Consider the following 14,342-nt stretch of genomic DNA (forward strand, 5'->3'; position numbering starts at 1 on the left):
TTTTTATCAGGATAGGTTGGATGGGCTTTATGAGCCGCGGTAAAAAACAAAAATAGGCGCTGAGATGGATTAGAAATAGTAATGGGTGGCACCATCGACACCACCCGAAATGCATTACTCGATATTCTGGATCTGCTCGCGCATCTGCTCAATCAGCACTTTCAGCTCAATCGCTGAATTCGTCACTTCTGCATTGATCGACTTAGACGCCAGGGTGTTCGACTCGCGGTTAAACTCCTGCATCATAAAGTCCAGACGGCGGCCCACAGCTTCTTTCTTCTTCAGAATGTTGTAGGTTTCTTTAACGTGCGCTTCCAGACGGTCCAGCTCTTCAGCGACATCGATACGCTGCGCCATCAGCACCAGCTCTTGTTCCAGACGGGTGTTTTCCAGCTGAACTTCCGCTTCTTCCAGTTTGGCGACAAGACGCTCGCGCTGCCATTGCAGCACTTCTGGCATATGGGCGCGGACTTTGGCTACTTCGGTGCTCACGCCTTCAAGGCGCTGCTCAATCATCGCTTTCAGCGCCTGGCCTTCGGTTTCACGGGCAACGATAAAGTCGTCCAGCGTGCCGTCGAGGGCTGCCAGGATTTCAGCGGCAATGGCATCCAGATCCTGTTCACCGGCGGCCATGACGCCAGGCCAGCGCAGAATATCAACCGGGTTGATTTCGCCTTCATCGCTCTGCATTTTGACCCAGTTCGCCGCATTCACGAGCTGTTTCGCCAGTTTTTCGTTGAGGATCAGTTCGCCCTGTGCGCTGGCATCAGGCTCAAAGCGCAGGTTACATTCCACTTTCCCGCGCGTCAGACGCGTACGGATACGTTCACGTACGACAGGCTCAAGGCTGCGGAACTGCTCCGGCATGCGGAAATACGTTTCCAGGTAACGCTGGTTTACCGAGCGCATTTCCCATGTGGCGCTACCCCAGCTACCCTTGATTTCACGCCGGGCGTAGGCGGTCATACTGCGGATCATAGACATTCCCGTTTTTAAAGGAGAGATGGGGGGATTATAGCTTTCGGGGGCTTCTCAGGATAGGAATAAGCGTCCTTTATCCGTATAATGCGCAGCCACATTCGTTTCAAGCCGGAGAATCCATCATGCGTCCATCAGGTCGTAGCGCCAATCAGGTGCGTCCCGTCACCCTGACCCGTAACTATACAAAACACGCTGAAGGCTCCGTGCTGGTTGAGTTTGGTGACACGAAGGTTCTGTGCACCGCGTCCATTGAAGAAGGCGTTCCGCGTTTCCTGAAAGGTCAGGGCCAGGGCTGGATCACCGCAGAGTACGGCATGCTGCCGCGTGCGACCCACACCCGTAATGCCCGTGAAGCGGCAAAGGGCAAGCAGGGCGGTCGTACCATGGAAATTCAGCGTCTGATCGCGCGTGCGCTGCGTGCAGCCGTTGATCTGAAAATCCTCGGCGAATTCACCATCACGCTGGACTGCGACGTTATTCAGGCAGACGGCGGTACGCGTACGGCGTCCATTACTGGCGCATGCGTGGCGCTGGCTGACGCCCTTAACAAGCTGGTTGCGGCCGGTAAGCTGAAAACCAACCCAATGAAAGGTATGGTTGCGGCGGTGTCCGTGGGTATCGTTAACGGTGAAGCGCTTTGCGATCTGGAATACGTTGAAGATTCTGCCGCCGAGACCGACATGAACGTGGTGATGACCGAAGACGGTCGCATCATTGAAGTACAGGGCACGGCGGAAGGCGAGCCGTTCACCCACGACGAGCTTCTCTCCCTGCTGGCGTTGGCCCGAGGGGGAATCGAATCCATTGTAACGACGCAGAAAGCGGCGTTAGAAAATTGATTTTAAAGGCGACCAATGAGTCGCCTTTTTTTTGCCTGTAAGACAGAAAAACCAAAGGAGCAAATCCATGAAATCGTATCAGCGCCAGTTTATTGAGTTTGCGCTTAACAAGCAGGTACTTAAGTTTGGCGAGTTTACGCTGAAATCCGGGCGTAAGAGTCCCTATTTCTTCAACGCCGGGCTGTTTAATACCGGGCGCGATCTGGCACTGTTAGGCCGTTTCTATGCCGAAGCGCTGGTGGATTCCGGGATTGATTTTGACCTGCTGTTTGGCCCGGCCTATAAAGGCATTCCGATTGCGACCACCACTGCGGTGGCGCTGGCGGAACACCATGACCGCGACGTGCCGTACTGCTTTAACCGCAAAGAGGCTAAAACCCACGGTGAAGGCGGAAATCTGGTCGGCAGCACACTGCAGGGCCGCGTCATGCTGGTCGATGACGTGATCACCGCGGGTACGGCGATCCGCGAATCGATGGAGATTATCCAGGCCAACGGTGCGACGCTTGCTGGCGTGCTGATTTCTCTGGATCGTCAGGAGCGTGGTCGCGGTGAAATTTCCGCTATTCAGGAAGTTGAGCGCGATTACAGCTGTAAAGTGACGTCGATTATCACCCTAAAAGAGCTGATTGCGTATCTGGAAGAGAAGCCTGAGATGGCGGACCATCTGGCAGCGGTAAAAGCGTATCGCGAAGAGTTCGGGGTTTAATTGCATTGCCCGGAGGCGCAACGCTTACCGGGCCTACCAGTTTGTAAGCCGGATAAGGCGAAGCCGCCATCCGGCGATAGCGTTACTGTAATTGTGCTGCCACTAACGGCCAGCGGGCATCAAAATCGTCCGTTGGACGGTATTTGAATTCGCTACGCACAAACCGGGAGAGCATGCCTTCACAAAACGCCAGAATCTGGCTCGCCAGCAGCGTTTCATCAATGCTGTAACCTTCGCCCTCACGCATTTTCTTTTCGCGCAGTACCTGGCGCAGCTGCGCTTCAATTCGCTCGAAAAGCTGGTTAATGCGGCCTTGCAGTCTGTCCTGTTCAAACATCAGCGCGTGGCCGGTGAGGATACGGGTTAAGCCCGGATTGCGTTCACCGAAGCCCAGGATTAACAGCACAATCAGACGCAGACGCGCGGTCGTGTCTTTTTCATCTTTCAGAATCAGGTTGATGCGCGTGATCAGGCTGTCTTCAATGAATTCGATCAGGCTGTCGAACATCCGGGTTTTGCTCGGAAAATGACGGTACAGCGCCGCCTCAGACACGCCCACAGAGGCGGCCAGTTTAGCGGTGGTGATGCGTTGACTGCCATCGCTGGATTCAAGCATCAGAGCCAGAGATTGAAGTATTTCTTCGCGACGATTCCTTTTCGCGGTTTGTTTTTCTGCCATGTTACAAAATACCCCTGAAAATAAGCACTTGCCAGGCTGGCATCCACACAGCGACCGCAAACTGGCGTTTGCGGTTTGTTATTGCATTATGACGCTGTGAGATACGTGTCTTTCGGGCCGTTATTTGCGCCCGGAATGGCCGAAGCCGCCTTCGCCACGGTCGGTGGCGTCAAAGTCTGCCACCAGGTTAAATTCTGCCTGTACCACCGGTACAAAGACCATCTGTGCGATACGCTCGCCTGGTTCAATGGTGAAGCTGTCCTGACCACGGTTCCAGACGGAGACCATCAGTTGACCCTGATAGTCGGAGTCAATCAGACCCACCAGGTTACCCAGCACAACGCCGTGCTTATGGCCCAGACCAGAACGCGGCAGGATCACCGCTGCCAGAGACGGGTCAGCAATGTGAATCGCCAGGCCCGTTGGAACCAGGGTAGTGGCACCCGGAGCCAGTTCTACGGCGTCATCGAGACAGGCGCGCAGGTCAAGACCGGCAGAGCCGGAGGTGGCATAGGTTGGCAGCGGGAATTGCTCGCCAACACGCGGGTCCAGAATCTTAACGTCGATTTTTTTCATCATAACGGGTAACGATCTCGTCCAGTAATTGTTGGCCCAGGAGTTCCTTGCGCTCAAGCGGTAAGACTTTATCTCCATCCTGCCAGAAAAGGTGCAGTGCGTTGCTGTCGCTGTTAAATCCCTGTGTGGCCAGCGATACGTCGTTCGCGCAAATCAAATCGAGGTTTTTGCGGGTACGTTTTTGCCGGGCATATTCTTCCACATTATTCGTTTCTGCGGCAAACCCAACAACGTATGGACGATGGCTTTTTAGTGCGGCGACACCGGCAACGATGTCCGGGTTTTTCACCATTTTTATTGTTAATTCATCGCCTTGCTTTTTAATTTTAGCCTCGGCGATCGTCTCGGCACGATAGTCTGCAACGGCTGCACAGCCGATAAAAATCTGCTGGCTTTGAGCATGTGCCTGCACGGCGGCTTCCATCTCCAGCGCGGTGGTAACGTCAATTCGCTTCACAAACGCAGGGGTAGGCAGCGATACCGGGCCGCTCACCAGCGTGACGTTCGCGCCGCGCTTCGCCGCTGCGGCGGCAATGGCAAAACCCATCTTACCGGAGCTGTGATTGGTGATATAGCGCACCGGGTCCAGCGGTTCGCGCGTAGGGCCCGCGGTAATCATGATGTTGAGATGTTGCAGATCGTTGACAGGCGAAAAATGGGCGGCGGCCATATCAACAATCGTCAGCGGATCAAGCATGCGACCCGGGCCAACGTCGCCGCAGGCCTGGCTGCCGCTGTCCGGTCCCCAGATAAGCAGTCCGCGTGAGGCCAGCGTCTCAAGATTGTGCTGGGTGGCCACATTACGGTACATCTGCTGGTTCATAGCAGGAACGACGGCAACAGGCGCAGGCGTGGCCAAACAAATGGTGGAAACCAGGTCGTTTGCCATACCGGCTGCCACCCGAGCGATTAAATCGGCCGTGGCGGGGGCGAGGATAACCAGGTCTGCCCATTTACCCAGTTCAATATGGCCCATCGCGGCTTCGGCGGCCGGATCGAGCAGGCTGTCAGAAACCGGGTATCCTGAAACGGCCTGCAGGCTCAGGGGAGTGATAAAGGCTTTACCGCCTTCGGTTATCGCGACCCGCACGTCAGCCCCTCGCTCGCGCAGGCGACGCACGAGGTCCGGCGCTTTATAAGCAGCAATGCCGCCGCTCACGCCAAGAACGATTTTTTTACCGGCCAGGCTCATCATGATTCTTTCCTGTTGGGTTTCACCAGAGAGCAGGCATTTTATCACAATCCCCAAAGCGGGGTGATTTTGTCCTTCGGCCACTTTGCGAGCCGCTACGCAAGAACGCAATGTGGTCGTCGAGCGACGGATTGGCCTGTGGCAGCATGAGGTTAAAAAAGGGAGAAAGGGCATGGAAGAAAAGGATGAGGAGCTGCTGCCGCGCGAAAAACTGCTGCGCTATGGCGTCACCCTGTTAAAAGACGATGAACTGCTGGCGCTCTTTTTACGTACCGGAACGCCCGGAAAAACGGTATTTACGCTGGCAAAAGAGCTGATAGCACATTTCGGTTCGCTGTACGGTTTACTGACCGCCGATCTGGCGCAGTTTAAGCACGTAGAGGGGATCGGCGTGGCGAAATATGCCCAGTTGAGGGGAATAGCTGAACTTGCCCGCCGTTTTTATAATGTCCGCATGGAGAGGGAAGATCCGATCCTGACGCCAGAAATGACGCGTGAATTCCTGCAAAGTCAGTTAACCGATATTGAACGCTAGATCTTTATGGTGATCTTTGTCGATAACAGAAATCGAGTGCTTAAACATAGCTGTCTCTTTGCGGGCACATTGAGCCACGTTGAGGTGCATCCGCGTGAAATTGTGCGGGAAGCGATAAAAGTGAATGCAGCGGGCGTGATCCTCGCGCATAATCACCCCTCTGGCTGTGCAGAACCGAGCAGAGCTGACAAAGAAATCACCGAACGCATTATCAAATGCTGTCAATTCATGGACATTCGTGTGCTGGACCATCTGATAATTGGCCGCGGTGAGTACATTTCTTTCGCAGAACATGGCTGGATTTAGGCTATTTCTCGCGATCCATCGGGATCTTTGTCTGTTCGGGACTTGAGCACACCGCCGAGTCAGCGTATACTACGCCACCTTTGAGAATCTCGGGTTTGGCATTTGGGCCTGGCAATCGAGAGTTCACTTAGAACTATGCGATGACCGGGCTGTAAAGCCTGACGAGGCGCCGATACCCCATACGAAGCTCGAGCTAATTTGATTTTTGGAGAATAGACATGTCCCGAGTCTGCCAAGTTACTGGCAAGCGTCCGGTGACCGGTAACAACCGTTCCCACGCACTGAACGCGACTAAACGCCGTTTCCTGCCGAACCTGCACTCTCACCGTTTCTGGGTTGAGAGCGAGAAGCGTTTTGTCACCCTGCGCGTATCTGCTAAAGGTATGCGTGTAATCGATAAGAAAGGCATCGATACAGTTCTGTCCGAACTGCGTGCCCGTGGCGAAAAGTACTAAGTACTTAAAGAGGAAATAAATCATGGCTAAAGGTATTCGCGAGAAAATCAAGCTGGTTTCTTCTGCTGGTACAGGTCACTTCTACACCACCACGAAGAACAAACGTACTAAGCCGGAAAAACTGGAACTGAAAAAATTCGATCCAGTTGTACGCCAGCACGTACTGTACAAAGAAGCTAAAATCAAATAATTTTAGTCTCCTTGTAACGAAAAACCCCGCAACTGCGGGGTTTTTTGCATTCTGTATCTCAACGGAGGAACCATGCCTGAATTACCTGAGGTAGAAACCAGCCGCCGCGGTATTGAGCCCCATCTGGTCGGCGCGACGATTCTTCACGCGGTGGTCCGCAATGGACGTCTGCGCTGGCCGGTGTCCGATGAGATCCACGCGTTAAGTGACAAACCCGTCCTGAGCGTACAGCGTCGCGCGAAATACCTGCTGCTGGAGCTGCCCGACGGCTGGATTATTATCCACCTGGGGATGTCCGGGAGCCTGCGTATTCTTACCGAAGAACTGCCGGCGGAAAAGCACGACCACGTCGATCTGGTGATGAGTAACGGCAAAGTGCTCCGTTACACCGACCCACGGCGCTTTGGCGCGTGGCTGTGGACGAAGGAGCTTGAAGGGCATAACGTGCTTGCGCATCTGGGCCCCGAGCCGCTCTCAGACGCGTTTAACGCGGAATACCTCAAGGCAAAGTGTGCGAAGAAGAAAAGCCCGATTAAGCCCTGGCTGATGGATAACAAGCTGGTGGTCGGCGTGGGGAATATCTATGCCAGCGAATCGCTGTTTGCAGCCGGGATCCATCCCGATCGGCTGGCCTCTTCGCTGTCGGCGGAGGAGTGCGAGCTACTGGTCCGGGTGATTAAAGCCGTATTGCTGCGCTCGATTGAACAGGGGGGAACAACGCTGAAGGACTTCCTGCAAAGTGACGGCAAGCCGGGCTATTTTGCCCAGGAGCTGCAGGTCTATGGCCGTAAAGGCGAACCGTGCAGAGTCTGCGGCACGCCAGTGATTGCCACGAAGCACGCCCAGCGCGCCACGTTCTACTGCCGTCAGTGCCAGAAATAGGGCTACTTGAGCTTTTCCATCAACGCCTGGTGGACGTTAACCGGCAGGAAATGGGTAACGTCCCCATGATGGCGCGCCACCTCTTTTACCAGCGTGGACGAGATAAACGACCACTCTTTGGAGGGCATCAGAAACACGCTTTCCAGCTCCGGCATCAGGTGGCGATTCATGTGCGCCAGCTGCATCTCATACTCGAAGTCTGCCACCGCGCGTAAGCCGCGGATCAGAATATTGGCCTGCTGAGCGCGGGCGAAGTTAGCCATCAGATCGCTAAACCCGACCACCTCAACATTCGGTAGGTGCGAAATGGCATCGGTGGCGAGCTGCACGCGCTCGTTGAGATCAAACATCGGCTTTTTGCTGGGGCTGGCGGCAATGGCCAGGATCACCTTATCGAACATGCTCGCCGCACGGGTGATGATATCAAGATGACCGTTGGTGATCGGATCGAAGGTACCCGGATAAATCGCTTTTGTGCTCATGGCTCACGTTTTCTCTGAGTAGCCGCGGCAGAGCGCCCACAGCTCGGTGTATTTGTTGAAAGTATACTGGGCATTTACTACCGCGAGTAACCAGCCCTGCTTACCGTCCAGCACGCCACCACGCAGCAGCAGCGTTTTCAGAAACGCGCCCAGCGTATGGGTGAAGATACCCGTCAGCGAGGCTTTCTTGCCGCGCTGGTGACGCTCCTGCGCCCATGCGGTGGCATAGTTGAGCTGTTTACGCTGGAAGCTCGCGAAATCACGGCAGGTCAGATGCAGCAAATCGCCCCTCAGGGGGATGACCTGGGCGCTATCGCAGCTCAGGGATTCATGAACCAGATTGTCATTGTACTGATATCGCTCGCGCTCGTAGAGGCGCATGACGCGATCGGGATACCAGCCGCTGTGGCGCATAAAACGACCAAGGAAGTAGTTGCGGCGGGCAATGCTGTATACGGCGCCAGGCTGGGGCGAAGAAAGCACCGCCTGAATGGCCTGCTGAAGCTCCGGCGTGATGCGTTCGTCGGTGTCGAGCATCAATACATAATCACCGGTGGCATACCCCTGCGCGCGCTGGCGCTGGATGCCATAGCCTTGCCAGTCGGTATTGGTTATGACTTTTGCGCCCGCAGCCCGGGCAACGTCTACCGTATCATCCGTACTTCCGGAGTCGAGCACGACAATCTCGTCAGCCCAGGCAACCGACGCCAGGCAGTCCGGAAGCAGGTCCGCGGCGTTTTTGACGATCATCACGACCGACAGACGCGTTGACATTAGTGGCTCCGCTGAGGCAGATAAGGTTGCAGAAGCTGCAGCAGACGGGTCAGTGCGCCCTGGTTCTGGTGCAGCACTTCGACGGCATGACGCCCGTACCACAGGCGATAATCTTCGTCAGTGAGAAGGGTCGATACCTCTTTGACCACCGAATCTGCATCGGTCACGGTAATTAAACCATCGGCCTGCTGTAATTTCGCACAGATATCTTTGAAGTTAAACGTGTGCGGTCCCATCAGCACCGGAATGGCGTGGGCTGCCGGCTCCAGCGGATTATGGCCTCCGCGCTCGACCAGGCTACCACCGACAAACGCGAGGTCAGCAATGCCGTACAGCAGCATCAGCTCGCCCATCGTATCGCCAATCACCACCTGGGTGCTGCCGGAAGGGATTTCACCGCTGCTGCGCAGCGTGAAGCTGAAGCCGCCTTTCTGGACCATTTCACGGGCATCTTTAAAACGCTCCGGATGGCGAGGCACGAGGATCAGCAGTAAATCAGGGAATTTTTCCAGCAGCTTGCGGTGAGCCTGCAGGATGATCTCTTCTTCGCCATCATGGGTACTGGTTGCAATCCAGACCTGACGACGTGGAGCCCACTGGCGACGCAGCGTGATGGCGCGAGCGGCGAGTTCAGGGGTTACAGAAATATCAAATTTCAGGCTTCCCGTTACCGCAAGCTGGTTGCGTTTCAGGCCCAGAGAGATAAAGCGTGCTGCATCTTCTTCATTCTGCGCGGCAATCAGCGTGATCTTACTGAGCAGGCGGCGCATAAATTTACCCAGCTTGCCGTAACCTTTCGCCGAGCGCTCTGAGAGGCGCGCGTTGGCAATGACCAGCGGGATTTTACGGGCATGCAGGGCGGAAATCATGTTCGGCCATAGTTCGGTTTCCATCACGATCACCAGCTTCGGGCGCACGGTGTTGAGGAACCGATTCATGGCGCAGGGCAGATCGTAAGGCAGATAAACATGCTGCACGTCTTTACCGAAAGCGGATAACGCGCGCTCCGAGCCGGTTGGCGTCATCGTCGTGACGGTGATTGGCAGTGAAGGGTAGCGGTGACGCAGGGCGCGAACCAGCGGGATCGCCGCCAGCGTTTCACCAACAGAAACAGAATGCAGCAAAATACCGTCCGGTACGACTTTATTGCGGCAGAAGCCATAGCGTTCAGCCCAGCGTTTGCGGTACGCAGGCGCTTTCCGGCTACGAAGCAACAGTCTCAGCCACACCAGTGGCTGAATGATGTAGAGCAGAGCGGTATACAACAATTCCAAGCGATTATCCGTTTTTTTTAGTTTCGGCGGGCAAATTCTAAGCATTTAGGCCAGGTAAAGCTATCTCTTATGCCAGATACCGTTTCAAACGGAAATAACGTCTACCCAGCCGCCAGCGCAGACGCGGACTTTTTGCACTTTTCCAGATGAGTTTCCAGATGCCTGTTTCGAAGAATTCTTTAATAATCATTGATTTCTTCTTCTCATCCTTCATGTTGTCGAAGGTGTGAATAATTCCCAGCCCCTCTTTGGCAATTTGCCAGTGGCAGGCAGGGATCCCTTTTACCTTATCCGGGTAACGCTGATTAATGGCGTCGAGCATCTGCAGGATTTTCATGTAGTGACGCGCGGAACGAATCAGCGTGTCGTCATTGTCCGGCATATGGGATACCGATGCAGAGTGAATGTAGTAGTCGTAATAACGTTCACTGGTGTACTGAACCCGCTCTGCCGCGAGCAGCACTTCGGTGGTCCACGGAATATCCTGATGGCGCAGGCCGGGTTCAAAATGGAAGCTGTGTTTACGGATAAAGTCGTGGCGATAGATGTTCAGCCAGGTGACGTGAAGGAATTTGCGAGAATCCAACGCCATTTTTAACCACGCAGGGCCAGCCATGACCCCTGTCGAAGCCAGTTTGTCTTCAGGAAAAATCGGGCGCGAGGGCTTCTTGTTATTCTCCCAGACGTAGTTCCCGTTACAGGTGGCGACATCCAGATCCTGCGTGACGGCCATATCCAGCAGGCGCTGGTACATGCCTGGTTTAAAGACATCATCAATATCCGGGAAAGAGAGATATTGACCCGTCGCAACGGCCAGACCGGTATTACGCGCGATGGATACACCCTGGTTTTGCTGTTCTATGACCTGCATCTGCGGCAGTTCTTCTCGCCATTTCTCGACGATCTCCATCGAGCGGTCAGTAGAGCCGTCATTGACAATGATGACTTCCATGCTGTCGATGCGTTGATTGACAAGGCAGGTAAAGAACTGATCCAGGAAAGCTTCACCGTTATAAACGGCAACCACCACGCTTAACAATGGGGCAGAATTTTGCATAAAAAACCTGATTATTTTTGATTGTCGACCAGAGCAATATATTGCTGGCAAATGGCACTGATACCGAACGACGCGATGGTTGCATCGCCAACGACCGGCGGGGCGGTATAAATATCCGCCAGCGTTTTTGCAAGTGACTCGTCATTTAACTCTGCCAGCCCGCGCGCTAAAGCCCCGGTAAGGATTTCGGCAGGGCCTCCTGGGCAATTTGTACTGACCGGTGGCGTCTGGCAGATAATGGCTTCGACCAGCACATTACCAAAACCTTCGCAGTCAGAACTTAACACTAAAAGGCGTGCCCCTTTAATCCAGGGATAGGGATTGGACTCGAACGGGCGGAAAACCGTTTTGTTTTCAATGCCCAAATCGCGGGCAAGCTGCTTGAGTTTTTGAATTTGAGCGTCAGATCCATTGCCCATCATGACCAGCGTTGTGTCAATTTTACTCAGGGCGAACGCACGTAAGAGACGGTCGTGGCGTTTGTGCTCATGGAAGCGGCCAACATGAATGATGTAATCCTTTCCCTGCATCTCGAAGGGCGCATCCGCCAGACGCTGAATTTCAGGAATATCGAAAGGATTATGGATAACCGCTTTGCGTCGAAGATTGAGTGCCAGCGTCTCGGAAAGATCGTTCAACACGGCGCCTGAGACGGCGACGACGTTGCGGTTTTCGTAGGTATGACGAATTTTAAGATGTTTAAACCAGCGCGAAAGCCCGCTGCGATGGCGAAGATAGGAGAACGAGAACATGCCATGCACGCAGAACCAAACTTTGTTACGTTCAAGGGCGCGGCAGTGCGCCACAATCCGGTCTGTTTTGTGCAGATGAGAGAACACCACATCAAATTTGCCGCTGCGTTCAGCCCGCTCAATAGCTTGATCCAGCAATTGGGCGCGGCGTGGAATTTCCGTCAGCTTTCGCCACGGTTTTTTACATGTGTCCTGAACAACCTGATAATCGATGCCCTCCGGGATGGCGTAGTCGCACACTTTCCGCAGAGAGAATAGAGAGACCTGATGCCCCATATCTATTAATCCGCGGGAGAGTGTAAGAACCGTTTTTTCAGCTCCTCCACCGGGTAAACCATCAATAATCATTAGGATGCGCATTTTTAATCCAGTAATTTTTGATAAAGCGTAATAAGCTGACTTGACAGTTTTTCGGGAGTGGCGTCTTTTACACGTTCACGTGCTGCTCGTCCCATATTGTTATTTTTTTCCAGTGAAGGGATAGCGGCTACCGCTTCCTTCAATGTACTGATATCAAGCGCGTCACAATAAAATCCGTTCTGGCCTTGTTGAATAAACTCTGCACCACCGCAACTCTCTGAAGTAATGACGGGCAAGCCGCAGGCCATCGCTTCAAGAATAACGTTAGGAAAGGGATCATACAGCGTTGGTAACAGTAAACCATCGGATAGCTGATAAAAAGGCAGAGTTTCTTTTTGCACCCCCAGGAAACGGATTTGCCCCTCGCAGCCTAACGAACGGGCGAGGTCGCGATAACGATTTTCTGCTTTATCTTGTCCAACCACAATCAGCCAGGCTGATGTTCCAGCAATAGCGCGTATGGCGCTCGCCAAGCCTTTTCGTTCAAACCCTGATCCTACAAAACAGAACACAACCGCATTGACCGGCAAACCAAATTGTTGGCGCAAAATCGCACGTTGCGCCTCCTGGGCCGGAACGAATCGGCTGGAATCAATAGAATTATAAATCACATGGATTTTATTTGCGTCAATATCAAAGTCTTCAACGATTTCGCGTTTGATCATCTCCGCATTACAAATTACGGCTTTTAACTCAGGTGCCTGATACATGTCCCGTTCCGCACGCATCACGTAGCGGTGATAGCGGTCATACATCAGCATTTGCGCACGCCAGGCAGGTAAAATGCGCGCGCGCTGAAGCAGCCAGCGACGATGCACCCCATCACCCGCGCGATAGATATCACAACCCGGGATGCGCTCATGGCTTTGAACAATATCAAACTGCTGTTGCTGCCACAGCGCGCGCGCGGCTTGTGCAAACCCGCGTTCTCGACTGATGCGGCCCCATTTTTGAGGGTTGCAAATGTGGATATGCCAGTCGTCTTGCTTCTCTCCCTGCCACTCACGCGTGATGACGTTGAGTTCAAGGTTCTGATTGCTCAATGCGGTGAGAGCTCGCGAAACGAAGCGCTCTGCCCCGCCATCAGGGCGATATTTTTGGCGAACAATGGCCAGACGATGGTTTTTCATGACAGATATCTCCTTGCAGCGGAGACGACTGCATCAACAGGAATGGCATCGAGATAGCGTTCTTTCGTTTTAGTATCAATGGCATCCGGATCGGGCAGCGGGCCGTAATCGCCGGCCCAAATCACTTCCCCTTTAACCTGCCACGGTGACCAGAATGTCAGTTTTGATGGACCAAACAATGCCACGCAGGGCGTTTGCAGCGCGGCGGCCATATGCATTGGAACGGAGTCAACGCCAATAAACAGAGAGGCATGATCGATAAGCGAAGCCAGTTGACGCAGCGTCAACTGGCCTGCCAGCGAAACCACGCCGGTTTTGGGTGCGGCAGCGAGAATGCGATCGATCATCGCCAGCTCTTTTTTATCCGGCCCCGCGGTGAGCACAATCGTATGACCATCCTGTTGCAGTGCAGTCATGGTTTGCGCCATCTTGTCTTCGCTCCAGCATTTAAAGAACCAGCGGGACGTCGGCTGGATCACAATATAGCTGTCGCCCACACCCTTCTGCGTCAATCTTTGACGGGCATGATCCCAGTCTTCTTCGGTATAGGCCATGGTTACGGCAGGCTGTGGCGCGATCGGCAATGGTGCCAAAATGGAGAGATTCTGTTCGACCGTATGCAGGGATTTATGGCCGTCGACAGAGACCAGATCGGTATGACAAAAACGCCAGAACGCACTGTTGCGTTTGTTAAACGCGAATCCGAGGCGAACGGGGGCACCGGTGAAACGGGTAACGATCGCGCTACGCCATTGATCGGCAAGGTTAATTACCAGATGATAATGCTGATTTCTTAACGCACACAACAACTGCCACTCTTTTTGAAGATGCTTCAGCGTGCCCAGCTGTTTCCATTTGCGATCGATTCCATAAATTGTACCGATCGCTGGATGCGCGGCGAGCATATCGCGCGTTTCTTCATACAGTAGGACATCAATCTGCGCCTGCGGCCATTTTTGACGTAACGAATCAATGACGGGAGTGGTCAGCAACATGTCGCCATGATGGCGGAGTTTGATAAGTAAAATGCGCAAATCAGGTGTGTCAGGTAAGTTATTCATCATCATCTTATCGGCGTTGTACTGATGGCAATTCTAATAGACCTGTTAGCGACTTGCACTCTTTCTCCATAATCTCAGTAATTTCCCTGGAAGGGTTTACTCATGCTT

General features: G+C 53.7%; 16 protein-coding genes and 1 pseudogene. 6 read left to right on the plus strand and 11 right to left on the minus strand.

Annotated features, from left to right (window positions below):
• Positions 1–114 precede the first annotated feature (114 nt).
• The gene (locus KGP22_RS00425; protein WP_090420358.1) at positions 115–978 is read right to left on the minus strand and encodes a YicC/YloC family endoribonuclease; all 864 of its coding nucleotides are present in this window, start codon (positions 976–978) and stop codon (positions 115–117) included.
• 125 nt (positions 979–1,103) lie between these two features.
• On the opposite strand from KGP22_RS00425, the gene rph reads away from it, so the two are divergent.
• Positions 1,104–1,820 carry a ribonuclease PH gene (rph, locus tag KGP22_RS00430; protein WP_048975619.1) on the plus strand — a complete coding sequence of 239 codons (717 nt, stop codon included), beginning with the start codon at positions 1,104–1,106 and terminating at the stop codon, positions 1,818–1,820.
• A gap of 67 nt (positions 1,821–1,887) precedes the next feature.
• Entirely contained in the window at positions 1,888–2,529 is a 642-nt protein-coding gene (pyrE, locus tag KGP22_RS00435; RefSeq protein WP_115876714.1) for an orotate phosphoribosyltransferase, read from the plus strand.
• Between the two features lie 82 nt (positions 2,530–2,611).
• On the opposite strand, the gene slmA is transcribed toward pyrE, so the two are convergent.
• The 3 genes from slmA to coaBC all read right to left on the minus strand — a co-directional run bounded on the left by slmA (position 2,612) and on the right by coaBC (position 4,976).
• On the minus strand, positions 2,612–3,208 hold the full coding sequence (slmA, locus tag KGP22_RS00440; protein WP_008502690.1) for a nucleoid occlusion factor SlmA: 597 nt from the start codon (positions 3,206–3,208) through the stop codon (positions 2,612–2,614).
• 120 nt (positions 3,209–3,328) lie between these two features.
• The gene (gene dut / locus KGP22_RS00445; RefSeq protein WP_008502691.1) at positions 3,329–3,787 is read right to left on the minus strand and encodes a dUTP diphosphatase; all 459 of its coding nucleotides are present in this window, start codon (positions 3,785–3,787) and stop codon (positions 3,329–3,331) included.
• Positions 3,765–4,976 carry a bifunctional phosphopantothenoylcysteine decarboxylase/phosphopantothenate--cysteine ligase CoaBC gene (coaBC, locus tag KGP22_RS00450; RefSeq protein WP_223582511.1) on the minus strand — a complete coding sequence of 404 codons (1,212 nt, stop codon included), beginning with the start codon at positions 4,974–4,976 and terminating at the stop codon, positions 3,765–3,767. Before coaBC ends, dut begins: the two co-directional genes overlap by 23 nt.
• A 172-nt stretch (positions 4,977–5,148) precedes the next feature.
• Between coaBC and radC the strand changes: the two are divergent.
• From radC to mutM, 4 genes and pseudogenes are all read left to right on the plus strand, one after another.
• Positions 5,149–5,817 (plus strand): annotated as a pseudogene (gene radC / locus KGP22_RS00455) (DNA repair protein RadC).
• Positions 5,818–6,035: 218 nt separating this feature from the next.
• Positions 6,036–6,272 (plus strand): 50S ribosomal protein L28, encoded by a 237-nt coding sequence (rpmB, locus tag KGP22_RS00460; protein ID WP_002436699.1) that lies wholly within the window; start codon positions 6,036–6,038, stop codon positions 6,270–6,272.
• A gap of 22 nt (positions 6,273–6,294) precedes the next feature.
• Positions 6,295–6,462, plus strand: coding sequence for a 50S ribosomal protein L33 (gene rpmG / locus KGP22_RS00465; RefSeq protein ID WP_003024094.1), 168 nt, complete (start codon positions 6,295–6,297; stop codon positions 6,460–6,462).
• Between the two features lie 72 nt (positions 6,463–6,534).
• On the plus strand, positions 6,535–7,344 hold the full coding sequence (gene mutM / locus KGP22_RS00470) for a bifunctional DNA-formamidopyrimidine glycosylase/DNA-(apurinic or apyrimidinic site) lyase (RefSeq protein WP_223580875.1): 810 nt from the start codon (positions 6,535–6,537) through the stop codon (positions 7,342–7,344).
• A gap of 2 nt (positions 7,345–7,346) precedes the next feature.
• On the opposite strand, the gene coaD is transcribed toward mutM, so the two are convergent.
• The 7 genes from coaD to rfaQ all read right to left on the minus strand — a co-directional run bounded on the left by coaD (position 7,347) and on the right by rfaQ (position 14,240).
• On the minus strand, positions 7,347–7,826 hold the full coding sequence (gene coaD / locus KGP22_RS00475) for a pantetheine-phosphate adenylyltransferase (RefSeq protein WP_111964298.1): 480 nt from the start codon (positions 7,824–7,826) through the stop codon (positions 7,347–7,349).
• 3 nt (positions 7,827–7,829) lie between these two features.
• A complete protein-coding gene (locus tag KGP22_RS00480; RefSeq protein WP_223580877.1) occupies positions 7,830–8,600 on the minus strand; it encodes a glycosyltransferase family 2 protein in 771 nt (256 codons plus the stop codon).
• Entirely contained in the window at positions 8,600–9,874 is a 1,275-nt protein-coding gene (gene waaA / locus KGP22_RS00485) for a lipid IV(A) 3-deoxy-D-manno-octulosonic acid transferase (RefSeq protein WP_029740803.1), read from the minus strand. The genes KGP22_RS00480 and waaA overlap by 1 nt, the downstream gene beginning before the upstream one ends.
• Positions 9,875–9,941: 67 nt before the next feature.
• Positions 9,942–10,931 carry a glycosyltransferase gene (locus KGP22_RS00490; RefSeq protein WP_223580879.1) on the minus strand — a complete coding sequence of 330 codons (990 nt, stop codon included), beginning with the start codon at positions 10,929–10,931 and terminating at the stop codon, positions 9,942–9,944.
• Between the two features lie 11 nt (positions 10,932–10,942).
• Entirely contained in the window at positions 10,943–12,043 is a 1,101-nt protein-coding gene (locus KGP22_RS00495) for a glycosyltransferase (RefSeq protein ID WP_223580886.1), read from the minus strand.
• Positions 12,044–12,045: 2 nt separating this feature from the next.
• Positions 12,046–13,173: a glycosyltransferase family 4 protein gene (locus tag KGP22_RS00500; RefSeq protein WP_223580888.1), complete on the minus strand. Its 1,128-nt coding sequence runs from the start codon at positions 13,171–13,173 to the stop codon at positions 12,046–12,048.
• Positions 13,170–14,240, minus strand: a complete 1,071-nt coding sequence (gene rfaQ, locus KGP22_RS00505; RefSeq protein WP_115876707.1) for a putative lipopolysaccharide heptosyltransferase III — start codon at positions 14,238–14,240, stop codon at positions 13,170–13,172. Before rfaQ ends, KGP22_RS00500 begins: the two co-directional genes overlap by 4 nt.
• Positions 14,241–14,342 lie beyond the last annotated feature (102 nt).

It is taken from the genome of Enterobacter sp. JBIWA005 (assembly GCF_019968805.1).
In the GTDB taxonomy this organism is placed as follows: domain Bacteria; phylum Pseudomonadota; class Gammaproteobacteria; order Enterobacterales; family Enterobacteriaceae; genus Enterobacter; species Enterobacter vonholyi.